At 42.9% G+C, this 18,536-nt stretch carries 16 protein-coding genes; all 16 read left to right on the forward strand.

What is annotated here, in order from left to right:
- Window positions 1-26 precede the first annotated feature (26 nt).
- The 16 genes from M2273_RS21360 to M2273_RS21435 all read left to right on the forward strand — a co-directional run bounded on the left by M2273_RS21360 (window position 27) and on the right by M2273_RS21435 (window position 18,523).
- On the forward strand, window positions 27-1,748 hold the full coding sequence (locus tag M2273_RS21360; protein ID WP_429399803.1) for a GMC oxidoreductase: 1,722 nt from the start codon (window positions 27-29) through the stop codon (window positions 1,746-1,748).
- A gap of 27 nt (window positions 1,749-1,775) precedes the next feature.
- The gene (locus M2273_RS21365) at window positions 1,776-2,525 is read left to right on the forward strand and encodes a 3-keto-disaccharide hydrolase (protein WP_429399804.1); all 750 of its coding nucleotides are present in this window, start codon (window positions 1,776-1,778) and stop codon (window positions 2,523-2,525) included.
- A gap of 1,113 nt (window positions 2,526-3,638) precedes the next feature.
- A complete protein-coding gene (locus M2273_RS21370) occupies window positions 3,639-4,400 on the forward strand; it encodes an ROK family protein (RefSeq protein WP_429399805.1) in 762 nt (253 codons plus the stop codon).
- 46 nt (window positions 4,401-4,446) lie between these two features.
- Window positions 4,447-6,450: a transketolase gene (tkt, locus tag M2273_RS21375; protein ID WP_429399806.1), complete on the forward strand. Its 2,004-nt coding sequence runs from the start codon at window positions 4,447-4,449 to the stop codon at window positions 6,448-6,450.
- Window positions 6,451-6,561: 111 nt separating this feature from the next.
- Window positions 6,562-7,269 (forward strand): ribose 5-phosphate isomerase A, encoded by a 708-nt coding sequence (gene rpiA / locus M2273_RS21380; RefSeq protein WP_429399807.1) that lies wholly within the window; start codon window positions 6,562-6,564, stop codon window positions 7,267-7,269.
- Between the two features lie 436 nt (window positions 7,270-7,705).
- Entirely contained in the window at window positions 7,706-8,803 is a 1,098-nt protein-coding gene (tal, locus tag M2273_RS21385) for a transaldolase (protein WP_429399808.1), read from the forward strand.
- A 7-nt stretch (window positions 8,804-8,810) separates the two neighbouring features.
- Window positions 8,811-9,434, forward strand: coding sequence for an HAD family hydrolase (locus M2273_RS21390; RefSeq protein ID WP_429399809.1), 624 nt, complete (start codon window positions 8,811-8,813; stop codon window positions 9,432-9,434).
- A gap of 82 nt (window positions 9,435-9,516) precedes the next feature.
- Entirely contained in the window at window positions 9,517-10,944 is a 1,428-nt protein-coding gene (gndA, locus tag M2273_RS21395) for an NADP-dependent phosphogluconate dehydrogenase (RefSeq protein WP_429399810.1), read from the forward strand.
- Between the two features lie 51 nt (window positions 10,945-10,995).
- On the forward strand, window positions 10,996-11,349 hold the full coding sequence (locus M2273_RS21400) for a four helix bundle protein (RefSeq protein WP_429399811.1): 354 nt from the start codon (window positions 10,996-10,998) through the stop codon (window positions 11,347-11,349).
- A gap of 54 nt (window positions 11,350-11,403) precedes the next feature.
- Window positions 11,404-12,918, forward strand: coding sequence for a glucose-6-phosphate dehydrogenase (gene zwf / locus M2273_RS21405; protein WP_429399812.1), 1,515 nt, complete (start codon window positions 11,404-11,406; stop codon window positions 12,916-12,918).
- Between the two features lie 124 nt (window positions 12,919-13,042).
- Complete coding sequence (gene pgl, locus M2273_RS21410) at window positions 13,043-13,771, forward strand: 6-phosphogluconolactonase (protein WP_429399813.1); 729 nt, start codon at window positions 13,043-13,045, stop codon at window positions 13,769-13,771.
- Between the two features lie 799 nt (window positions 13,772-14,570).
- Window positions 14,571-15,470, forward strand: coding sequence for a helix-turn-helix domain-containing protein (locus M2273_RS21415; RefSeq protein WP_429399814.1), 900 nt, complete (start codon window positions 14,571-14,573; stop codon window positions 15,468-15,470).
- Between the two features lie 179 nt (window positions 15,471-15,649).
- Complete coding sequence (locus M2273_RS21420; protein ID WP_429399815.1) at window positions 15,650-16,507, forward strand: SDR family NAD(P)-dependent oxidoreductase; 858 nt, start codon at window positions 15,650-15,652, stop codon at window positions 16,505-16,507.
- A gap of 154 nt (window positions 16,508-16,661) precedes the next feature.
- On the forward strand, window positions 16,662-17,393 hold the full coding sequence (locus tag M2273_RS21425; RefSeq protein ID WP_429399816.1) for an SDR family oxidoreductase: 732 nt from the start codon (window positions 16,662-16,664) through the stop codon (window positions 17,391-17,393).
- Between the two features lie 41 nt (window positions 17,394-17,434).
- The gene (locus tag M2273_RS21430) at window positions 17,435-18,274 is read left to right on the forward strand and encodes an oxidoreductase (protein WP_429399817.1); all 840 of its coding nucleotides are present in this window, start codon (window positions 17,435-17,437) and stop codon (window positions 18,272-18,274) included.
- A gap of 6 nt (window positions 18,275-18,280) precedes the next feature.
- The gene (locus M2273_RS21435) at window positions 18,281-18,523 is read left to right on the forward strand and encodes an Atu4866 domain-containing protein (protein WP_429399818.1); all 243 of its coding nucleotides are present in this window, start codon (window positions 18,281-18,283) and stop codon (window positions 18,521-18,523) included.
- Window positions 18,524-18,536 lie beyond the last annotated feature (13 nt).

An 18,536-nucleotide genomic window follows, 5' to 3' on the forward strand; every position in this document is an offset into this window, starting at 1 on the left:
GTTTTTACATATAATCATAAAACACGATGCCAGATCCTTCAAAAAACGCCTCACACCCGGCAGATAATTTAACCTATGATGCCATTGTTATAGGCTCAGGCATCAGTGGTGGCTGGGCGGCTAAAGAGTTGTGTGAGCAAGGTTTAAAAACCCTGGTTTTGGAACGGGGAAGAAACGTGGAGCATAATAAAGATTATCCTACGGCTACCCTTGATCCCTGGCAGTTTAAACACCGGGGCGCCATGACCAAAGCTTTTTTAGATGAGAACCCGTTGATTACTAAAGCAGCTGGTTTTGGTGAAGACAACGCGCATTTTTTTGTGAAGGATAAGGATCACCCCTATATACAGGAAAAACCGTTCGACTGGATACGAGGGTACCAGGTTGGGGGTAAATCATTGATCTGGGGGCGGGCCTGTCAGCGCTGGAGCAAATATGAGTTTATTAATCCCGAACGCTTTGGCTATGGCATTGCCTGGCCCATAACTTATGATGATGTTGCGCCCTGGTACTCGCATGTAGAGAAATTTATTGGCGTATGCGGTAATAAAGACGGCATTGAAGCCATGCCCGATGGCGAGTTTTTGCCTCCGTTTGATATGAACGCAGTACAAGAGGTTATCAGTAAAAAAATAAGTGAAAACTATAAAGACCGTCATCTGGTACATGCCCGCTGGGCCCACATTACCAAGCCCAACCAAATTCATCTTGACCAGGGGCGGGCCAAATGCCAGGCGCGTAATTTGTGTATGCGCGGGTGCCCGTTTGGTGGTTATTTCAGTTCGGTAAGTTCCACCATACCCTGGGCAAAAAAAACTGGCAATCTTACCATCAGACCGTTCTCGGTAGTACATTCTATTATTTATGACGAGAAACTGGGCAAGGCAACCGGTGTTAAAGTGATTGATACCAATACCAAAGAGGTGATAGAATACAAGGCAAAGGTCATCTTCATGAACGCGTCGGCACTGAACACTAATCTTATCCTGCTTAACTCAACTTCGGCGCGTTTCCCCAATGGTTTGGGTAACGACAATGGCTTGTTGGGCAAATTCGTCGCCTTTCAAAATTACAGGGCCTCGGTAACTGCAAGCATGGATGGGTTTTTGGACAGGTATTATTTCGGTAGAAATCCTACAGAGCTTATCCTGGCCAATTACCGCAACCTGCACCAGCAGGAAACCGATTATAAAGGCGGCTTCACCACCTTCATGGGTGCTTATCGCGAGCGACCGGCGGAGACCGAGAGTGGACAAGTTGGCGGAGCATATAAAGATTCGCTTACTGAACCCGGTGGCTGGAAAGCATATATGTACCTGCAGGGCGAAACCATACCTAAAGAAGCAAATCATGTGCGCCTGAGTAAAGACCAAAAGGACCAATGGGGTATCCCGCTATTGATCACCTCTGTTGAATATGATGATAACGATGAGCGTATGATACAGGATTTTTTAACGCAAAGCGCCGAAATGCTGGAAAAATCGGGCTGTAAAAACATCGAAAAACATGAAAACAAGCAAGCCCCAGGGCTTGACATTCATGAAATGGGCGGGGTGCGTATGGGTAAAGACCCTAAAACATCGCTGCTTAATAACTGGAACCAGCTGCACCTTTGCAAAAATGTTTTTGTTACCGATGGCGCCTGTATGACCACCACCGGCAACCAAAGTCCTTCCATATTATATATGGCTTTAACGGCGAGGGCAGCTACCTATGCCGTAAGTGAGATCAAAAAAGGGAACCTATAATCCATGTAAACCAATACTAAAACCATCATGATGAACAGGATATTTTTATTATTAATTGTTGCGACAGCCATAAGCAGTTGCAATTCGTCGGCAAAAAAAGATAACACTGCTGTCGATACCGTAGCCACAGTAGCCGATAGCAGCAGCAATGCATTCGCGCCTTTGTTTGACGGCAAAACCACCAAGGGCTGGCATACTTACGGGAAAGACACTGCAGGCAGCGCATGGAAAGCCGAGGACGGGGTTTTGCACCTGGATGCCTCACAAAAAGGCGATTGGCAAACCAAAAACGGCGGCGATATTGTAAGCAACGAAGAGTATGAAAACTTTGATTTTAAAACCGAATGGAAAATATCCAAAGCCGGCAACAGCGGTATTATGTTTTATGTAAAAGAAGATCCTGCTAAATACCAATATGCCTGGTACACCGGCCCGGAATGTCAGGTTGCTGATAATAAAGAAAATGAAGATGGCAAGCTGATCAAACACCGCGCAGGTGATTTGTATGACCTGATGTCGATATCAAAGGATGTAGTAAAACCAGCAGGCGAATGGAACCAGGTAGAGATTGTGGCTAATAAAGGCAAGCTTGATATTTATATGAATAATGAGCATGTATTATCAACCACACTTTGGGACGATGGCTGGAAAAAACTGGTTGCAGGCAGCAAGTTTAAGGAATGGCCAGCCTTTGGCACTTTTAAAACCGGCCGCATAGCCCTGCAGGATCATGGCGCCGACGTATGGTTCAGGAATGTGGAGATCAAGAAGCTTTAAGAGTTGTGATGCTGCATATAATTCCCTCCCTCCGGAGAGTAATAGCCCATGACAAGACAGCATCCATACTAATTCAAGAAGTGTAGCCCCTAACGGGGCAAAAAACCTTTTGGTTCTATTCCTACAAATATGTAGTCCCTACGGGACATGAAATACAGCCACATTTGCAGCTTAAATTGTTGCTCTATGTCCCGTAGGGACTACATATTTGTAGAAAATAATGGTAAAAATTTGGTGTGCCCCGTAGTGGGCTACCCCCCTGTCATATGATGGGCTATTACTCTCGGGAGGGGTGCGACAGGACTGTGTAGTGGCAGAGAGGGGGTTTATACATGCAATATACACCGCAAAGTTTACTAAACCCCTACCTCCCCTTCCCCAGGGAAGGAATCGCACTATCCGCTGCTTTCTTAAATTAGAAGCAGACTTACGAAGTTTTTATATGGGCGATAGTGTAACCACAAAGGCGCTGCACCCAACGAAAGAACAATGCTTTAACTGTCATAATACCCGAAAAGCAAATAATTTCATTTTTAGTAATTACAGGAGCTAAGAGAGCAAAGCCTGTCAGTCTTGTCGAAGACTTGTACGCAGAGGAGAGGCCTGCTCACCATGACACCCTGCTGCCGCAAGCGTCCCGCTTGTGGTTACCATGATTTGAAATAAACCCAACTATCCAATTTACCACAAGCGCTTGCGGTAGCGAAGGCAAATGACGCATAGAGATTGCCCTGCCTAAAGCACATCGGGGGTTTTTATCTGGATAAGGTAGTATTTATGTGATTAATTCAGATAAAAACAACGTAATTGTTTAATAAATCAGTAAAAAAATATAATGAAAGTCATGTTTTATTGAAAAAGTGTTAATAAAAGAGCATTTTGCATCGTTTTTGCAATTTTTGAGTAAAAAAACTTTGATTTTCTGTTTGAAAAGTAAAAAGCAACACTAACTTTACCTTTGTAAGGATGATTGCTTATTGTAATAGTTACACTTGTATTAATTGCATATTTAACAATCAGATATTATTAAAAATGTGATATTTACGTGCCGGGGAAATTAAGTGATCAAATTGATTGCCGATTACACCTAAAATCCGGTATAAATCTATACGAATGAAAAACAATACGCCATCACAAGTAAAAATTCTTTCCATCGATATCGGCGGCTCACACATTAAGGCCACCATTTTAAATAAAAAAGGCGAACTCAAAATGGATTACGATAAAATTGTAACCCCAGCGCCGGCAAGTCCCGAAAATTTGATAAAAGCTATCAAAACATTGGTTAAGAATTTTCCTTCATATGATTATATATCTGTAGGTTTTCCGGGATATGTGAAAAACGGGATAATAGATACCGCCCCCAATTTAGATACCAAACTTTGGGCTGGTATTGATTTAAGCAAAAAATTGGCCGAAGCGTTAGGCAAACCAACGCAGGTGGTTAATGATGCAGATATGCAGGGCCTGGGTGTAGTAAAGGGCAAAGGCCTGGAAATGGTTATTACACTGGGTACTGGTTTTGGCACCGCGCTGTTAATGAATGGTCATTTGCTACCGCATTTGGAACTGGCCCACCATCCAGTTAAAGATGCAGACACCACTTATGATAAATACATTGGCGAAAAGGCATTGGAAAAATATGGTAAGGAAAGGTGGAACAAGCGCATGCAAAAAGTTTTTAAAATTTTAAAAACAGTATTCAATTACGATACTTTATACATTGGCGGTGGTAACTCCGACCTGCTTACTTTTAAGCTGGATAAAAACATGAAAATTGTTACCAATGCCGACGGCATAAAAGGTGGCGCAAGGTTATGGCTTAACGAGGGTGAAAGCAAAACCAAAAGAGCAAAAGCTACGCCAGCCAAATAAATCATTTAACACCAACTAAATAAAATTATACAACACCGACACGACAATGGAAAATAATCAGGACATAGAAAAATTAGCAATAGATACCGTAAGGATATTATCGGCAGATGCAGTTCAAAAGGCAAACTCAGGTCACCCCGGCACCGCGATGGCGCTTGCACCTATGGGCCACGTTTTATGGTCAAAGTTTTTAAACTACAACCCTAAAAACCCTGATTGGGTAAACCGCGACAGGTTTATCCTTTCGGCAGGGCATGCTTGTATATTGCAGTACAACTTTTTGTATTTAACAGGCTATGATCTTAGTTTAGATGATATCAAACAATTCCGCCAGTTACATAGCAAAACCGCAGGTCACCCTGAGTATGGTTTGGCTCCCGGTATTGATGTTACTACCGGTCCGTTGGGTCAGGGTTTTGCAAACGGTGTAGGTTTTGCCATTGCGCAAAAACATTTGGCAGCACGTTACAACAAGCCAGGTTTCGAGCTTTTCAATTATAATATTTACGCTATTACCAGCGATGGTGATATGATGGAAGGTGTTACTTCTGAAGCAGCTTCACTGGCTGGTCATTTACAACTGGGTAATTTAATTTATCTGTATGATGATAACCATATTTCTATTGAAGGCAGCACCGATATTGCTTTTAATGAAGATGTAAGCGCGCGTTTCCGCTCGTACGGCTGGCAGGTACAGGAAATAGCTGATGTTAACGATACCCACGCGTTAGAATTGGCTTTAATAAATGCCAAATCCGAAACTCAAAAACCATCACTGATCCGTGTTCGTTCGCTTATAGCTTATGGTAGCCCTAATAAATCTGGTACTGCCGGTTCACATGGTTCGCCGCTTGGTGCTGATGAAATTAAGCTGGTTAAAAAATTCTTCGGCTTTGATCCTGAAAAATCATTCGAAGTACCTGCCGAAGTATTAAAATACTACAACGGAGTAGGCGCGAAAGGTGAAGGCAAAGAAGAAAAATGGAATAAACTATTTGCCGACTATAAAGCCAAATATCCTGAATTAGCAGCCGAATACGAACTGGCCAGCAGTGGCGGATTACCAGAAGGCTGGAAAGACAAATTGCCGGTATTTAAAGGCTCTGATCCTAAAATGGCTACCCGCCAGGCATCAGGTAAAGTATTGAACGCCGTTGCAGCAAGCCTGCCCAACCTGATAGGTGGCGCGGCGGATCTTTCCCCATCAACAGAAACCAACCTGAAAGAATTTGATTCATTCACCTCTGAAAACAGGAATGGCCGTAACTTCCACTTTGGTATCCGTGAGCATGCCATGGGTTCGGCAATGAATGGTATGGCATTAACAAAAGGCGTTATTCCTTTTGGCGCTACCTTCCTGATGTTCTCAGAATATATGCGCCCGCCTATCCGTTTGGCGGCCATTATGAAAATAAGCCCGATTTTTGTTTATACCCATGATAGTATTGGTTTAGGCGAGGATGGTACTACCCACCAGCCTGTTGAGCAATTGGCTTCACTGCGTTCTATTCCAAATATTACGGTTATACGCCCGGCTGATGCCAACGAAACCACACATGCATGGCGCGTTGCGCTTGAGCATAAAGGTGGTCCGGTTGTATTGGTGTTCACCCGTCAGGGCCTGCCAATTCTTGATCAGGATAAATATGGTAAAGCCGATGGTCTTGAAAAAGGCGCCTACATCCTTTCTGAAGGCAGCAAAGGTCCGGATCTGATCCTGATAGCAACCGGTTCTGAAGTGGCATTGATCATGGAGGCTCAGGCAAAATTAGAAGCAGAAGGTATTTCAACTCGTGTGGTAAGTATGCCATCATGGGAGTTATTTGAGAAACAGGATGCCGCTTATAAAGAAAAAGTATTCCCTAAGGCAAGCAGGAAACGTTTGGCTGTTGAAATGGCATCCCCAATGGGCTGGCATAAATACACTACCGACGAAGGCGATATGTTAGGCATGACCACCTTTGGTGAATCGGCTCCGGCAGAAGACCTGTACAAGTTTTTTGGCTTTACAGTGGATAATGTAGTTAAAAAAGCAAAAGCATTATTGTAGTATCAAGTAGCGAGTATCAGGTAGCAAGATATCATTTGCTTATTTGATACTCGCTCTTATCCAAAGGGTCAAAGTCTTGATACTTGATACTAACTACTTGATACTTAAAAAATGAACTGGGGAAGCAATTTAATAAAAAACCTCGAGTGGTCTGATAAGATCATTAATATAACCGGCAAGCAAAAGGTAGCCGACGAAATTGCCGCGAAATTAAAAGATGGCGATATACTGGGCGTAGGCTCGGGGTCAACATCTTACCTGGCTTTAATTGCTATAGCCAACCGTATAAAAGCCGAAAACCTAAATGTAAAAGCTATCCCAACTTCGCTGGAATTATCTATGTTTTGCAGCAAGCTTGGCGTTCCTTTAACTACCCTGTATGAAAATAAACCCGATTGGCTTTTTGATGGCGCCGATGAGGTTGATCCTAACAACAGTTTAATTAAAGGCAGGGGCGGGGCTATGTTCAAAGAAAAGCTATTGCTCAGTTCAAGCGCGGTGAGGTATATTATTGTTGATGAATCAAAAATGGTAGCCAAATTAGGTACTAATTTCCCGGTGCCTATTGAGGTGTTCCCGCAATCGCTGCTATACGTTGAAAGGGAGTTGAAGAAACTGGGAGCTACCAGCATTGTTTTGCGCCCGGCTAAAGGTAAAGACGGATCAATAATTTCAGAGAACGGTAACCTGATACTTGATTGCAAATTTGAGGAAATAGGCATTACTATGGAAAAGGACATCAAGGCAATTACCGGAGTGATTGAGAGCGGGCTTTTTATAGGCTACAATCCGAGCATTTTAATGGCCTCGAACAATTAGGGATAAAAAGATCAAGGTTACAGGAAGAGCGCCGGCATAAGAGAGTAAAAAAGCAGCGGGTGTGTGCGATTCCTTCCCTGCGCCTATTCAAGCGTCTACGCTTGAATAATATCCTAAAGTAAGCGTCCACGCTTACTTTAAATAGTTATTTGTTGTGTTAGCGTGGACGCTAACCTTTGTATAAGTTCAAGCGAAGGACGCTTGAACTGGCGGTGTTGGGAGGGAATTTAGGCATAAACACAATACAGAGACGCATAAATTGCGTCTCCCGGTACTGAGTTATTCAAACAATGATACTAAGGTTACCTAATTTACAATATAAATTAGGAACTTTAACTTATCAAAACAAATGCAGGCGATTTGGGAGGTAAAACCGCCATCTGCAAAAAACATCTACCTCGTTAATTAAATAATTGAACTTTAAAACAACCTTAATATGGCAACTAATAATGTAAAGCAAATACATGATTTCGGACAAAGCATCTGGCTTGATTTCATCGATCGCGAGATCATTGCTTCAGGAAAACTAAAAAAATTAATTGATGAAGATGGTGTAAGAGGCGTAACCTCAAACCCGGCAATTTTTGAAAAAGCCATAACCAGCAGCTCTGATTATGATAACGATATTGTTGAGCTGTCAAAAACCACTGACGACAACGAGCAGCTGTTTTTTGGTTTAGCTATAAAGGATATTCAACAAGCGGCCGATTTGTTTAAAGGCGTATATGAAGAATCAAACGGCGTAGATGGTTACGTAAGTTTAGAAGTTTCTCCGTTTTTGGCGTTAGACACCGCCGGCACTACCAAACAAGCTGCTGAGCTTTGGAGAAAAGTTGATCGTAAAAATGTAATGATCAAAATTCCGGGTACACAACCAGGTTTACCAGCTATCAGGCAATCAATTGCCAAAGGCATTAATATCAATGTAACCCTACTTTTTGGTTTAGAGCGTTACGAGGCAGTTACCGAAGCCTATATTTCGGGCTTAGAGGATCATTTGGCGGCAGGTCATTCCATTGGTCATATTGCATCAGTAGCCAGTTTCTTCCTGAGCCGTATTGATGTGGTTGTTGATCCATTGCTGGAATCAAAAGGTCATAAAGAACTGGTAGGCGAAGTTGCTATCGCATCAGCTAAAAAAGCTTACGAAATTTATAAAAGAGTGTTCAGTACCGAAAGGTGGAAAAAACTGGCAGCACAAGGCGCTCAGCCACAACGTTTATTATGGGCAAGTACCGGCAGCAAAAACCCGGCATTTAAAGATACCAAATATGTTGAGGCATTAATTGGTCCGGATACTGTTGATACCGTTCCTTTAGAAACTGTTGATGCTTTCCGTGATCATGGTATTGCTGCCAACACGCTTGAAGGTGGTTTAGAGCAGGCAACCGCTACTTTAGCTAAACTAAAAGATCTTGATATTGATCTGGATGCCATTACCCAACAACTGGAGGATGAAGGTATCGAGAAATTCAATAAACCTTTTGAAAAATTATTGAACGCGATTGAGGAGCAAAAAAGTAAAGTAAGCTAATTACTTTATGGAAGCTGCAAGCCTTAAAATACTTTTTTTTGACGTTGGTGGCATTTTGCTCACCAACGGCTGGGGTCATGAATCCCGGAAAGAAGCATCTAAAAGATTCGGCCTTAATTACACCGAAGTGAATGAGCTGCACAATTTCATATTTAACGTATATGAAATTGGCAGCATCAGCCTTGATGAATACCTGGATACCGTAATATTTAACCATCCGCGCGATTTTGTACGCGAGGACTTTAAGGAGTTTATTTATGCGCAGTCGGTTGAGCTGCCTGATATGCTTGCCTGGCTTAAAGCGTGGAAAAAAGACTGTGGTTTCCGTATCATTTCGGTAAATAACGAGGGTAAGGAGCTGAATGATTACCGGGTTAAGAAATTTAAGCTGCATGAGTGTTTTGATGCCTTTGTATCATCGTGCGAGGTAAAAATGCGTAAACCCGATCCGGGTATATGGCAACTGGCTATGGGTATAGCGCAGGCATCGCCGCAACAATGCGTGTATTTTGACGACAGGATCATGTTTGTGAATACGGCCCAGAAATTGGGTATCCGCTCGTTCCTGCACACTGATTTCGAAAACACCAAAAAAATATTAGAAGATCTAAAAAAAGAAAACGGTCATTAAGTCACTGGGTCATTAAGTCATTAACTTTATCAATGACTTAATGACCTTAATGACCCAATGATCTAAAAAAGAAAAGATAAAAATGAGCGCAACAAATAATAAGTATGCTTTTGGTATGATAGGCCTGGGCGTTATGGGCCGCAGTCTGCTGCTCAACATGGCCGATCACGGCTTTGCTGTAGCCGGGCATGATAAAGATGCCGCCAAGGTATCATCACTGAACGAAGAAGCCGGCGACCGTGCCGCTAAAGGTTTTGGTGATGTTAAAGAATTTATACAAAGTTTAACCACCCCGCGTGCTATCATGATGCTGGTTCCGGCCGGTAAAATTGTGGATGCTGTAATTGAAGAACTTACGCCGCTGCTGGAGAAAGGTGATATATTGATTGACGGCGGTAACTCGCACTTTACCGATACCAACCGCCGTGTGGAAGAACTGGAAGCCATTGGCCTGCATTTTTTTGGCATGGGTGTTTCTGGTGGTGAAGAAGGCGCGCGTCGTGGCCCAAGCATGATGCCGGGTGGCGACAAGCAGGCTTACAACGTAATGAAGCCTATTTTTGAAGCCATTGCCGCTAAGGTTGATGGCGTGCCTTGTGTTACCTACATTGGTCCGGGTGCATCAGGTCACTTTGTTAAAATGGTGCACAATGGTATTGAGTATGGCATTATGCAGCTGATTGCTGAAACTTACGAGATCCTGAAAAAAGGCCTAAAACTAAGCAATGATGAGATAGGCAAAATTTTTGCCGAATGGAACGAAGGCAGGCTGCAATCATTCCTGCTGGATATCACCAAAGACATTTTTAAATATAAAGCTCCGGGTACCGATCATTTATTATTAGATGATATTAAGGACGAAGCCCGTGCTAAAGGTACCGGTAAATGGACATCGCAAGTGGCCATGGACCTGCAGGCACCTATCCCTACTGTGGATACTTCGGTAGCCATGCGCGATCTGTCAAAATACAAACAACTGCGCGAAAAAGCCGCTGCACTGTATGCTAAGGATGCTATTGTTTTAGAAGCCGATAAAGCCGAGTTTATAGCGGCTTTGGAACAGGCGTTCTACTTCACCATGATCATCAGCTACGCGCAAGGCATGCATTTGCTGTCAAACGCGTCGGCAGAGTATAAATATGATCTGCACCTGGGCGAGATAGCCAAAATTTGGCGTGGAGGCTGTATCATCCGCTCAAAATTCCTGAACGATATTTTTAAAGCGTACGAAAAGAATGCCGGCTTAGAGCACCTGTTACTGGATACCAATGTGCAGGCATTAGTTGAAAGCGTTGTACCGGGCATCAGGAAGGTATTGTCAAAAACCATTGCTGCCGGTGTGGCAGCACCAGGCTATGCGGCATCATTAAGTTACTTTGATGCTTTCCGCAGTGCAAGGATGCCATCAAACCTTATCCAGGCCCAGCGCGACTATTTTGGCGCGCACACTTACGAGCTGATAGGTAAAGAAGGTACATTCCATACACAATGGGCACCAGTTCAGGACTAATAAATAAGGAGAGTTAGTATCAAGTAGCTAGTATCAAGTATCAAGACAGGAATGCATAATTTCAAGGAACTGAAAGTATGGAAAGCAGGAATCGAAATATCGAAAGTAGTATTTCAACTATGCAAAACTTTACCTTCCGAAGAAAAATATGGGCTAATTTCCCAATTGATGCGTTCGGCTGTTTCAATACCTTCTAATATTGCAGAAGGTTGCGGAAGAAGATCGAATAAAGAGCTACATCACTTTTTAAGTATAGCATTGGGGTCTTCTTTTGAATTGGAGACACAACTTATTATTGCTAAAGAATTTAACTATATAAGCCAGGAAAGACTGGAAGAAGCTTGCACGATAATTACAGATATACAGAAAATGGTATACGGCTTGCAAAAAAGCCTTAGCACTTGAAAAAAGTCATGATACTTGATACTAGCTACTTGATACAAAAAAAATAGCATTAACATGAGCACACACACTAAATCAGATCCTACTATATTCATCATTTTTGGTGGCACAGGGGATTTAAACTCCCGGAAAATTGCACCGGCCCTTTATAATCTTTTTTTAGATGGCTGGATGCCTAAACAATTTTCTATTATCGGCACCGGGCGTACCAAGCTTACCGACGAGCAATTCAGGGAGAATTTATTTAAAGATATCAACCAGTTTTCGCGCAGCGGTAAAACCGACGATAAAAAATGGGCCGAATTTGTAAAAAATATCACTTACCAGGTATCAGACGCTAACGACTTTGAAACCTATAAAGAATTTGGCAAACGTATTGAAAAACACAATGCCGAGTGGAAAACTAAAGCCAACGTATTGTTTTACCTGGCAGTAGCGCCTAATTTCTTCCCGATTATTGCTGCTAACATATCAAAGGCCAAACTGGCTGAGGATAAAAAACGGGTAAGGATCATCATTGAGAAACCATTTGGGCACGATCTGGAAACAGCGAAAGAACTGAATCAATTGCTGTCGAGCATTTTTGATGAGTGCCAGATCTATCGTATTGACCATTACCTGGGTAAGGAAACTGTTCAGAATATTATGGCTTTCCGCTTTGCCAACTCCATTATGGAGCCGCTGTGGAACCGTAATTACATTGAACACGTACAGATCTCGGTTACCGAGCAATTAGGCGTTGAAGATCGCGGCGACTATTATGACGGATCGGGCGCTATGAGAGATATGATCCAGAACCACCTGTTGCAGTTGCTTTGCCACGTAGCCATGGAACCGCCCGTTAGCTTTAACGCCGATGAAGTGCGCGACCGCAAAGTTGATGTACTAAAAGCTATGCGCAAGTTTAGCCCCGAGGATGTACGTAATTCGGCCGTTAGGGGCCAGTATGGCAGCGGTTGGATGAAGGGCAAAGAAGTTCCCGGATACCGTGAAGAGCCAAAGGTTAACCCTGAATCAAATACCGAAACTTTTGCCGCCATTAAGTTTTTTATTGACAACTGGCGCTGGCAAGGTGTTCCGTTCTATTTACGTACAGGTAAAAGATTGCACCAGCCGTCATCAGTTATCACCATTCAGTTTAAGGATGTTCCGCATTTGATTTTCCCTACTGAGGCCGCCGAAAGCTGGCAGCAAAACAGGCTCATCATCAGTATACAGCCCGAGATGAGCATCCGTTTGCAGGTGCAGGCCAAACGCCCCGGAATTGATATGGTGCTAAATGCTGTTGATATGGTGTTTGATTATAAAGGTACTTACACAAACCAGGCGCCCGAAGCTTATGAAACGCTGATATTGGATACCATGCTGGGCGATCAAACCCTGTTTATGCGTGGCGACCAGGTAGAAGCGGCGTGGGAACTGGTAATGCCTATTCTGAGCACCTGGCAGAATAAAAAGAGCCTGAATTTCCCTAACTATTCTGCCGACTCATGGGGACCCGAATCTGCCGAGGCATTAATTGCCCGCGATGGATTTACATGGTTCACATTGCCGGTAAACAGTAAAAAATAGTAATACAAGTTTAAAGTCTGTAGTCTTAAGTCTTAAGCCTGAAGTCCAAAGTCTTATGATTAGGAACTTGAGACTTTGGACTCGAGACTTAGGACTTCAGACTTAAGACTATAAAACAGTAACCATGAAATTAAATATATTTAACTCGGCCGATGAGGTGCTTACCGCATTGGCAGATTATTTTGTTAAAGTAGCCACAGAGTCGATAGCTGCAAAGAACAAGTTTACGGTAGCATTATCAGGTGGTAGTTCGCCTAAAAAGCTATATGAACTGCTGGCATCAACCTCTTATGCCGATCATGTAGATTGGGAAAAAGTATACTTCTTTTTTGGTGATGAGCGCAATGTGCCCCAGGACCATAAAGACAGTAATTACCTGATGGCTAAAAAGGCATTGTTTGATCCATTGTTGATTAGCCCAGCCAATGTTTTTGCTGTTGATACCACATTTGAGCCTGCGGAAGCCGCTGCCAGGTATTGGGAAATGATCTCCACCTTTTTTGATGAAGGTGAACTGAGCTTTGACCTGGTACTGCTTGGCCTGGGCGATAATTCACATACCGCATCATTGTTTCCGCATACACCGGTGCTGCATGATACTACACCCGGTGTAAAAGAAGTTTGGCTGGAAGACCAGCAGGTGTGGCGCATTACATTGAATGCTCCATTGATCAACGATGGTCGTCATATAGCGTTTTTGGTATATGGCGAAGGTAAAGCGATAGCTGTACACCATGTATTGGAAGATGCCGAGGATATTGAAGAATACCCAGCCCAGCTGATAGATTCAATTACAGGCGAAACCGTGTGGTTTTTAGATGAAGCCGCCGCCGCTGACCTGGAAGGAGAATAAGAAAGGAATTTTATTCCGTTATAAAAAGAAAGCCGGCTCATTAATGAGCCGGCTTTCTTTTTATACTTTAGGACACGTCATTGCGAGGTACGAAGCCAACCGACCGAAGGGAGCTCATTAATACAAATAAAAACTAACACAACATTAATAATCTCTATGCTATACAGAGCGAATAGAGCCTATCGCAGAGCGCTCCTTCCGCACGGTCCTTTTTGTCTGAACCTTGATTAACCTGATTAAAGGATTATAGGATTTCTTTTCTTAACTCATGAACTTGTTGTCATGCGTCGCACAACCCACCCTGTTCTGACTGATTTCGCCCGAAGCTTATCTGCTGACGGGAGAGAATGAATGGTTAAAAATAAAATCATGGTAATCCTTTAATCCCATAAATCCTGGTTCAGACAATTAGTCGCGCGGGTCACCTTGTTCTATCCGCTTTCCCCGAAGCTTCCCCTTCCTCATAATATGTTGTCATTGCGAGCGCAGCGTGGCAATCTCATTATGCAGGTTGTCCAAGCAAAGTTCGTTACTTGTCTGATGAGATTGCCACGCTGCGCTCGCAATGACATATTTTTTGAAAACACTCATTTTTAGCTCAAAATGGTTTAAAACCGGTTAATAATGATCAAGAAATGCTAAAAAGTGTAATTTTTTGTCATTTATAAATAGTTAAATAAGCCTAAAATGGGGTAGAAATACGTATTAAATGTCACCTTATCGCCACTTAATGCACAAAAAAGGCACCTTAACAACCCGTTTATTTGGATAGTGAAGTTTGAATTTTGTAACTTTGGGTATGGCAACAGAAACACTCGAAGAATTTTACAAAAATAAATTTGACTGGCTGCCCGATAACCTGCAGCAAAACATCGGTCATTTTAACGTTTTCAGGATTGAGGATTGCATAGGCCCTAACGCAAAACCGGTTACTTACAGCCGCAGGAGTTTTTACAAGATCAGCCTGATGCATGGTGATAATATTATTCATTATGCCGATAAAAGTATTCAGTTATCAGGCACTTCGCTAATGTTTTTTAGTCCGCATGTGCCGTATACGTTTGAGCGCATGTCTGATGACAGAACCGGGTTCTTTTGCATATTTACTGAGGCTTTTTTTACAGAAAGGTTTAGGGGCGGTTTAAGCGAGCTGCCGATGTTTGCCCTTGGTGCAAAACCGGTTTACGCGTTAAATAGCGAGCAGAATGAATACGTGAGCGGTTTGTTCCTGAAAATGATCGATGAGATCAATTCTGAGTATGATTTTAAGTATGACCTGATCAGGAACTACGTTACTGAAATGGCCTATTATGCCCTAAAAACCCAGCCATCAGAAAACGTATATAAACATGCCGATGCCAAATCAAGAATAACATCTGTTTTTACCGAACTGCTGGAGCGCCAGTTCCCGATAGAAACCCCGGCACAGCGCTTCGCGCTGCGGTCGGCCAATGACTTTGCCCAACGCCTTTCAGTACACGTAAATCACCTGAACAGGGCCATCAGGGAAACCACTGGTAAAACCACCACTGATCACATTGCCGAACGCCTGCTAAGCGAAGCCAAATCATTACTAAGGCATACCGACTGGAATGTATCTGAAATAGGCTATTGCCTTGGCTTTGAAGAGCCTACGCATTTCAATAACTTTTTTAAGAAACAAACCCAGCAAACGCCATCTTCTTTCAGAAATGTTTAAATGCCGATTTTATTTTGCGGGTGCAAATCGTTATATTTGTTATAAACCTAACAGGCCTTTTCAATTAAAGCATTCTTCGTAAATTCATAAATGTTTGAATTTTGTAACCATTGGTTTGATTAGCGTAATGCATTGCCTCCGTCCCTGCCGTAAATTTGTTCTATCAAACAGAACAAATTATGGACAACAACAAAAAAGTATGGTTTATAACCGGAGCTTCCAAAGGATTTGGGCTCAGTTTAGTTAAACAATTACTGGATGCTGGTCAGCTTGTTGCCGCCACCTCCAGAAATCAACAGGAGTTAATTGAAGCAGTTAACACCCAAAGCAATAATTTTTTACCCCTTCAGGTCGATCTTGTTAATGAGAGCAGCGTATCACTGGCCCTGCAACATACTAATGAAACATTTGGTAAGATAGATGTAGTTATTAATAATGCCGGTTACGGTATTGGCGGTGCCATTGAAGAGCTTACGGATAAAGAAAGCCGCCAGGCCTTTGATGTAAATGTATTTGCTACCCTTAACGTGATCAGATATGTGATGCCTTATCTGCGTAAACAGCGTTCGGGACATATCATCAACATATCATCAATAGCAGGTATTGCACCGGGTACTGGCTGGGCAATTTATGGCGCTGCGAAGTATGCCGTAATTGGTTTATCAGAAGTGCTTGCCGCTGATGTAAAATCATTGGGTATTAAGGTTACTGTAGTTGCCCCGGGCGCGTTCAGAACCAGTTTCCTTACTCCTGATTCCTTAACTATCACTAATAATCCTATAGCCGATTATGAAGATGTTAGAGCTTCACATGCTAAATACCTGAAAATGGATGGCGAGCAGGCCGGCGATCCGGAAAAAGCGGCCGAGTCTATTATAAAAATTGCCGGTGAGGCAAATCCGCCTTTGTACTTATTATTGGGTGGCGATGCTTATAACAGGGCTTTGGCCAAGCTGGATGCTTTGCACGACGAGATCCGCGATTGGCAGGATCTTACCTGCTCAACTGATTTTGAGTATGATCTTGAAAATAATTAAAAGCAGCGCCCCATCCCAACCCTTCTCCAAAGGAGAAGGGCTTGAAAATGAATAATTATTCATTTGGCAAGTCAAAGTCCTCTCCTTTGGAGAGGATTATTACACGAGGGCTTCGCTGTTTAGGTGAGGCTGAGGCTAAACACTGATAATCATCATGGAAAACATTAAGGACAAAGTTATTGTAATTACCGGCGCCAGCAGTGGCATTGGCGCGGCTGCTGCCCGCAAACTGATTGAACTTGGCGCTAAAGTGGTTTTGGCCGCGCGCCGGGAAGATCAGTTAAAGTCCCTGGTAAACCAACTGGGGGATAACGCCATATATGTAATAACAGATGTGAGCAAACGTGCGGACGTTGATAGCCTTATTAAACAGGCGATTGCCAAATTCGGGCATATTGACGTTTTATGGAATAATGCAGGTATTATGCCCATTTCTTTTTTTGACGAAGGACTTGTAGAAGAATGGGACCGGATGATCGATATCAACATCAAAGGGGTATTGTATGGTATTAATGCCGTACTGCCGCATATGATAGCGAGAGGCGAGGGGCATATTTTGGCTACTTCATCAGTAGGTGGTTTAAGAACGTCGCCGGGTATTGGGGTTTACAGCAGTACCAAGTTTGCTGTGAAGGCCATTATGGAAACACTGCGCGAAGAAGTAACCCGGATAATAAAAGTAACTACCATTTACCCGGGCGCTACACAATCTGAACTGGGACATGACATTACCAGCCCTAAGATCCGGGCTCTTTACGGGAATTTAAAAAACATGCCCAAGATGGATGAGGAGGCAATTGCCAACGCTGTTGTATACGCTATAAGTCAGCCTGGTAATATCAATGTGAACGATGTAGTATTAAGGCCACTCGGGCAAACCAGGTAACGGCATCACTCATAACATCTACCTAAAAAACAAAAAATAAAATGGAAAATAAAAAAGTATGGTTTGTAACCGGAGCCTCTAAAGGATTAGGGCTCACTTTAGTAAAAAAATTATTAGCAGAAGGCTATCGCGTGGCTGCTACTTCAAGAAACCTGAGCGACCTGAATAAGGCTGTTGATAACCATAGCGATCAGTTTTTACCGCTTGCTGTGAATATTAAAAATGAAGACAGCGTGCAGGAGGCTATTGAAAAAACAGTAAGCACCTTTGGCAAAATTGATGTAGTGGTTAACAATGCCGGTTATGGTTTGCTTGGCGGTTTGGAGGAGTTAACCGACGAGGAAGCTCGTAATAACTTTGACGTAAACGTGTTTGGTTCTTTAAACGTGATTCGTAAGGTATTGCCTTATTTGCGCGAACAGCAATCGGGTCATATTCTTAATATATCATCGGTTGGAGGATTTACCGGAGGAGCACCGGGTGGCGGGATTTATTGTGCTACTAAATTCGCGGTTAATGGTTTTTCTGAGGCATTGTATTCAGAAGTTAAACCCTTTGGTATAAAGGTGACCATAGTAATGCCCGGATATTTCCGCACCAATTTCCTTTCCGAGGGATCGCTTGTAGTTCCTAAAAAACAGATAGATGCCTATCAAAATGTGCGTGATACAGTAAACTGGCATCAGAACGATATGGACAATCAACAGGCTGGCGATCCGGAAAAGGCGGCAGCGGCCATGATCAGGATAACGAATGAGCCGGAAGCTCCGCTCAATTTGTTCCTGGGCGCGGATGCTTATGATTTCGCACAGCAAAAAATAGCTTTAGTTCAAAATGAACTGGAAGCATGGAAATCGTTAACAACATCAACAGGATTTTAATATAACATGGAGAAAGATCAGCATATAGGCGTTTGGGTAACAAGGGATGGTTACATACGCCATGAATTTTTACCAAACGGCCGTTATGATGAGGCTCGTGGTAATAAAAAAAGCGCGTACACCGGGTTTTATACCATTAGGGGTAAGCATGTAGAATATCTGGACGATACCGGTTTTACAGCCGATGGCGATTTTAGGGATGGCGTTTTTTACCATGCCGGCATGGTGCTGTATAAAGAATCGGCATAAATTGAAAAATTGG

Origin of the sequence: Mucilaginibacter lappiensis, assembly GCF_050433765.1 — a bacterium.
GTDB classification, from domain to species: domain Bacteria; phylum Bacteroidota; class Bacteroidia; order Sphingobacteriales; family Sphingobacteriaceae; genus Mucilaginibacter; species Mucilaginibacter lappiensis_A.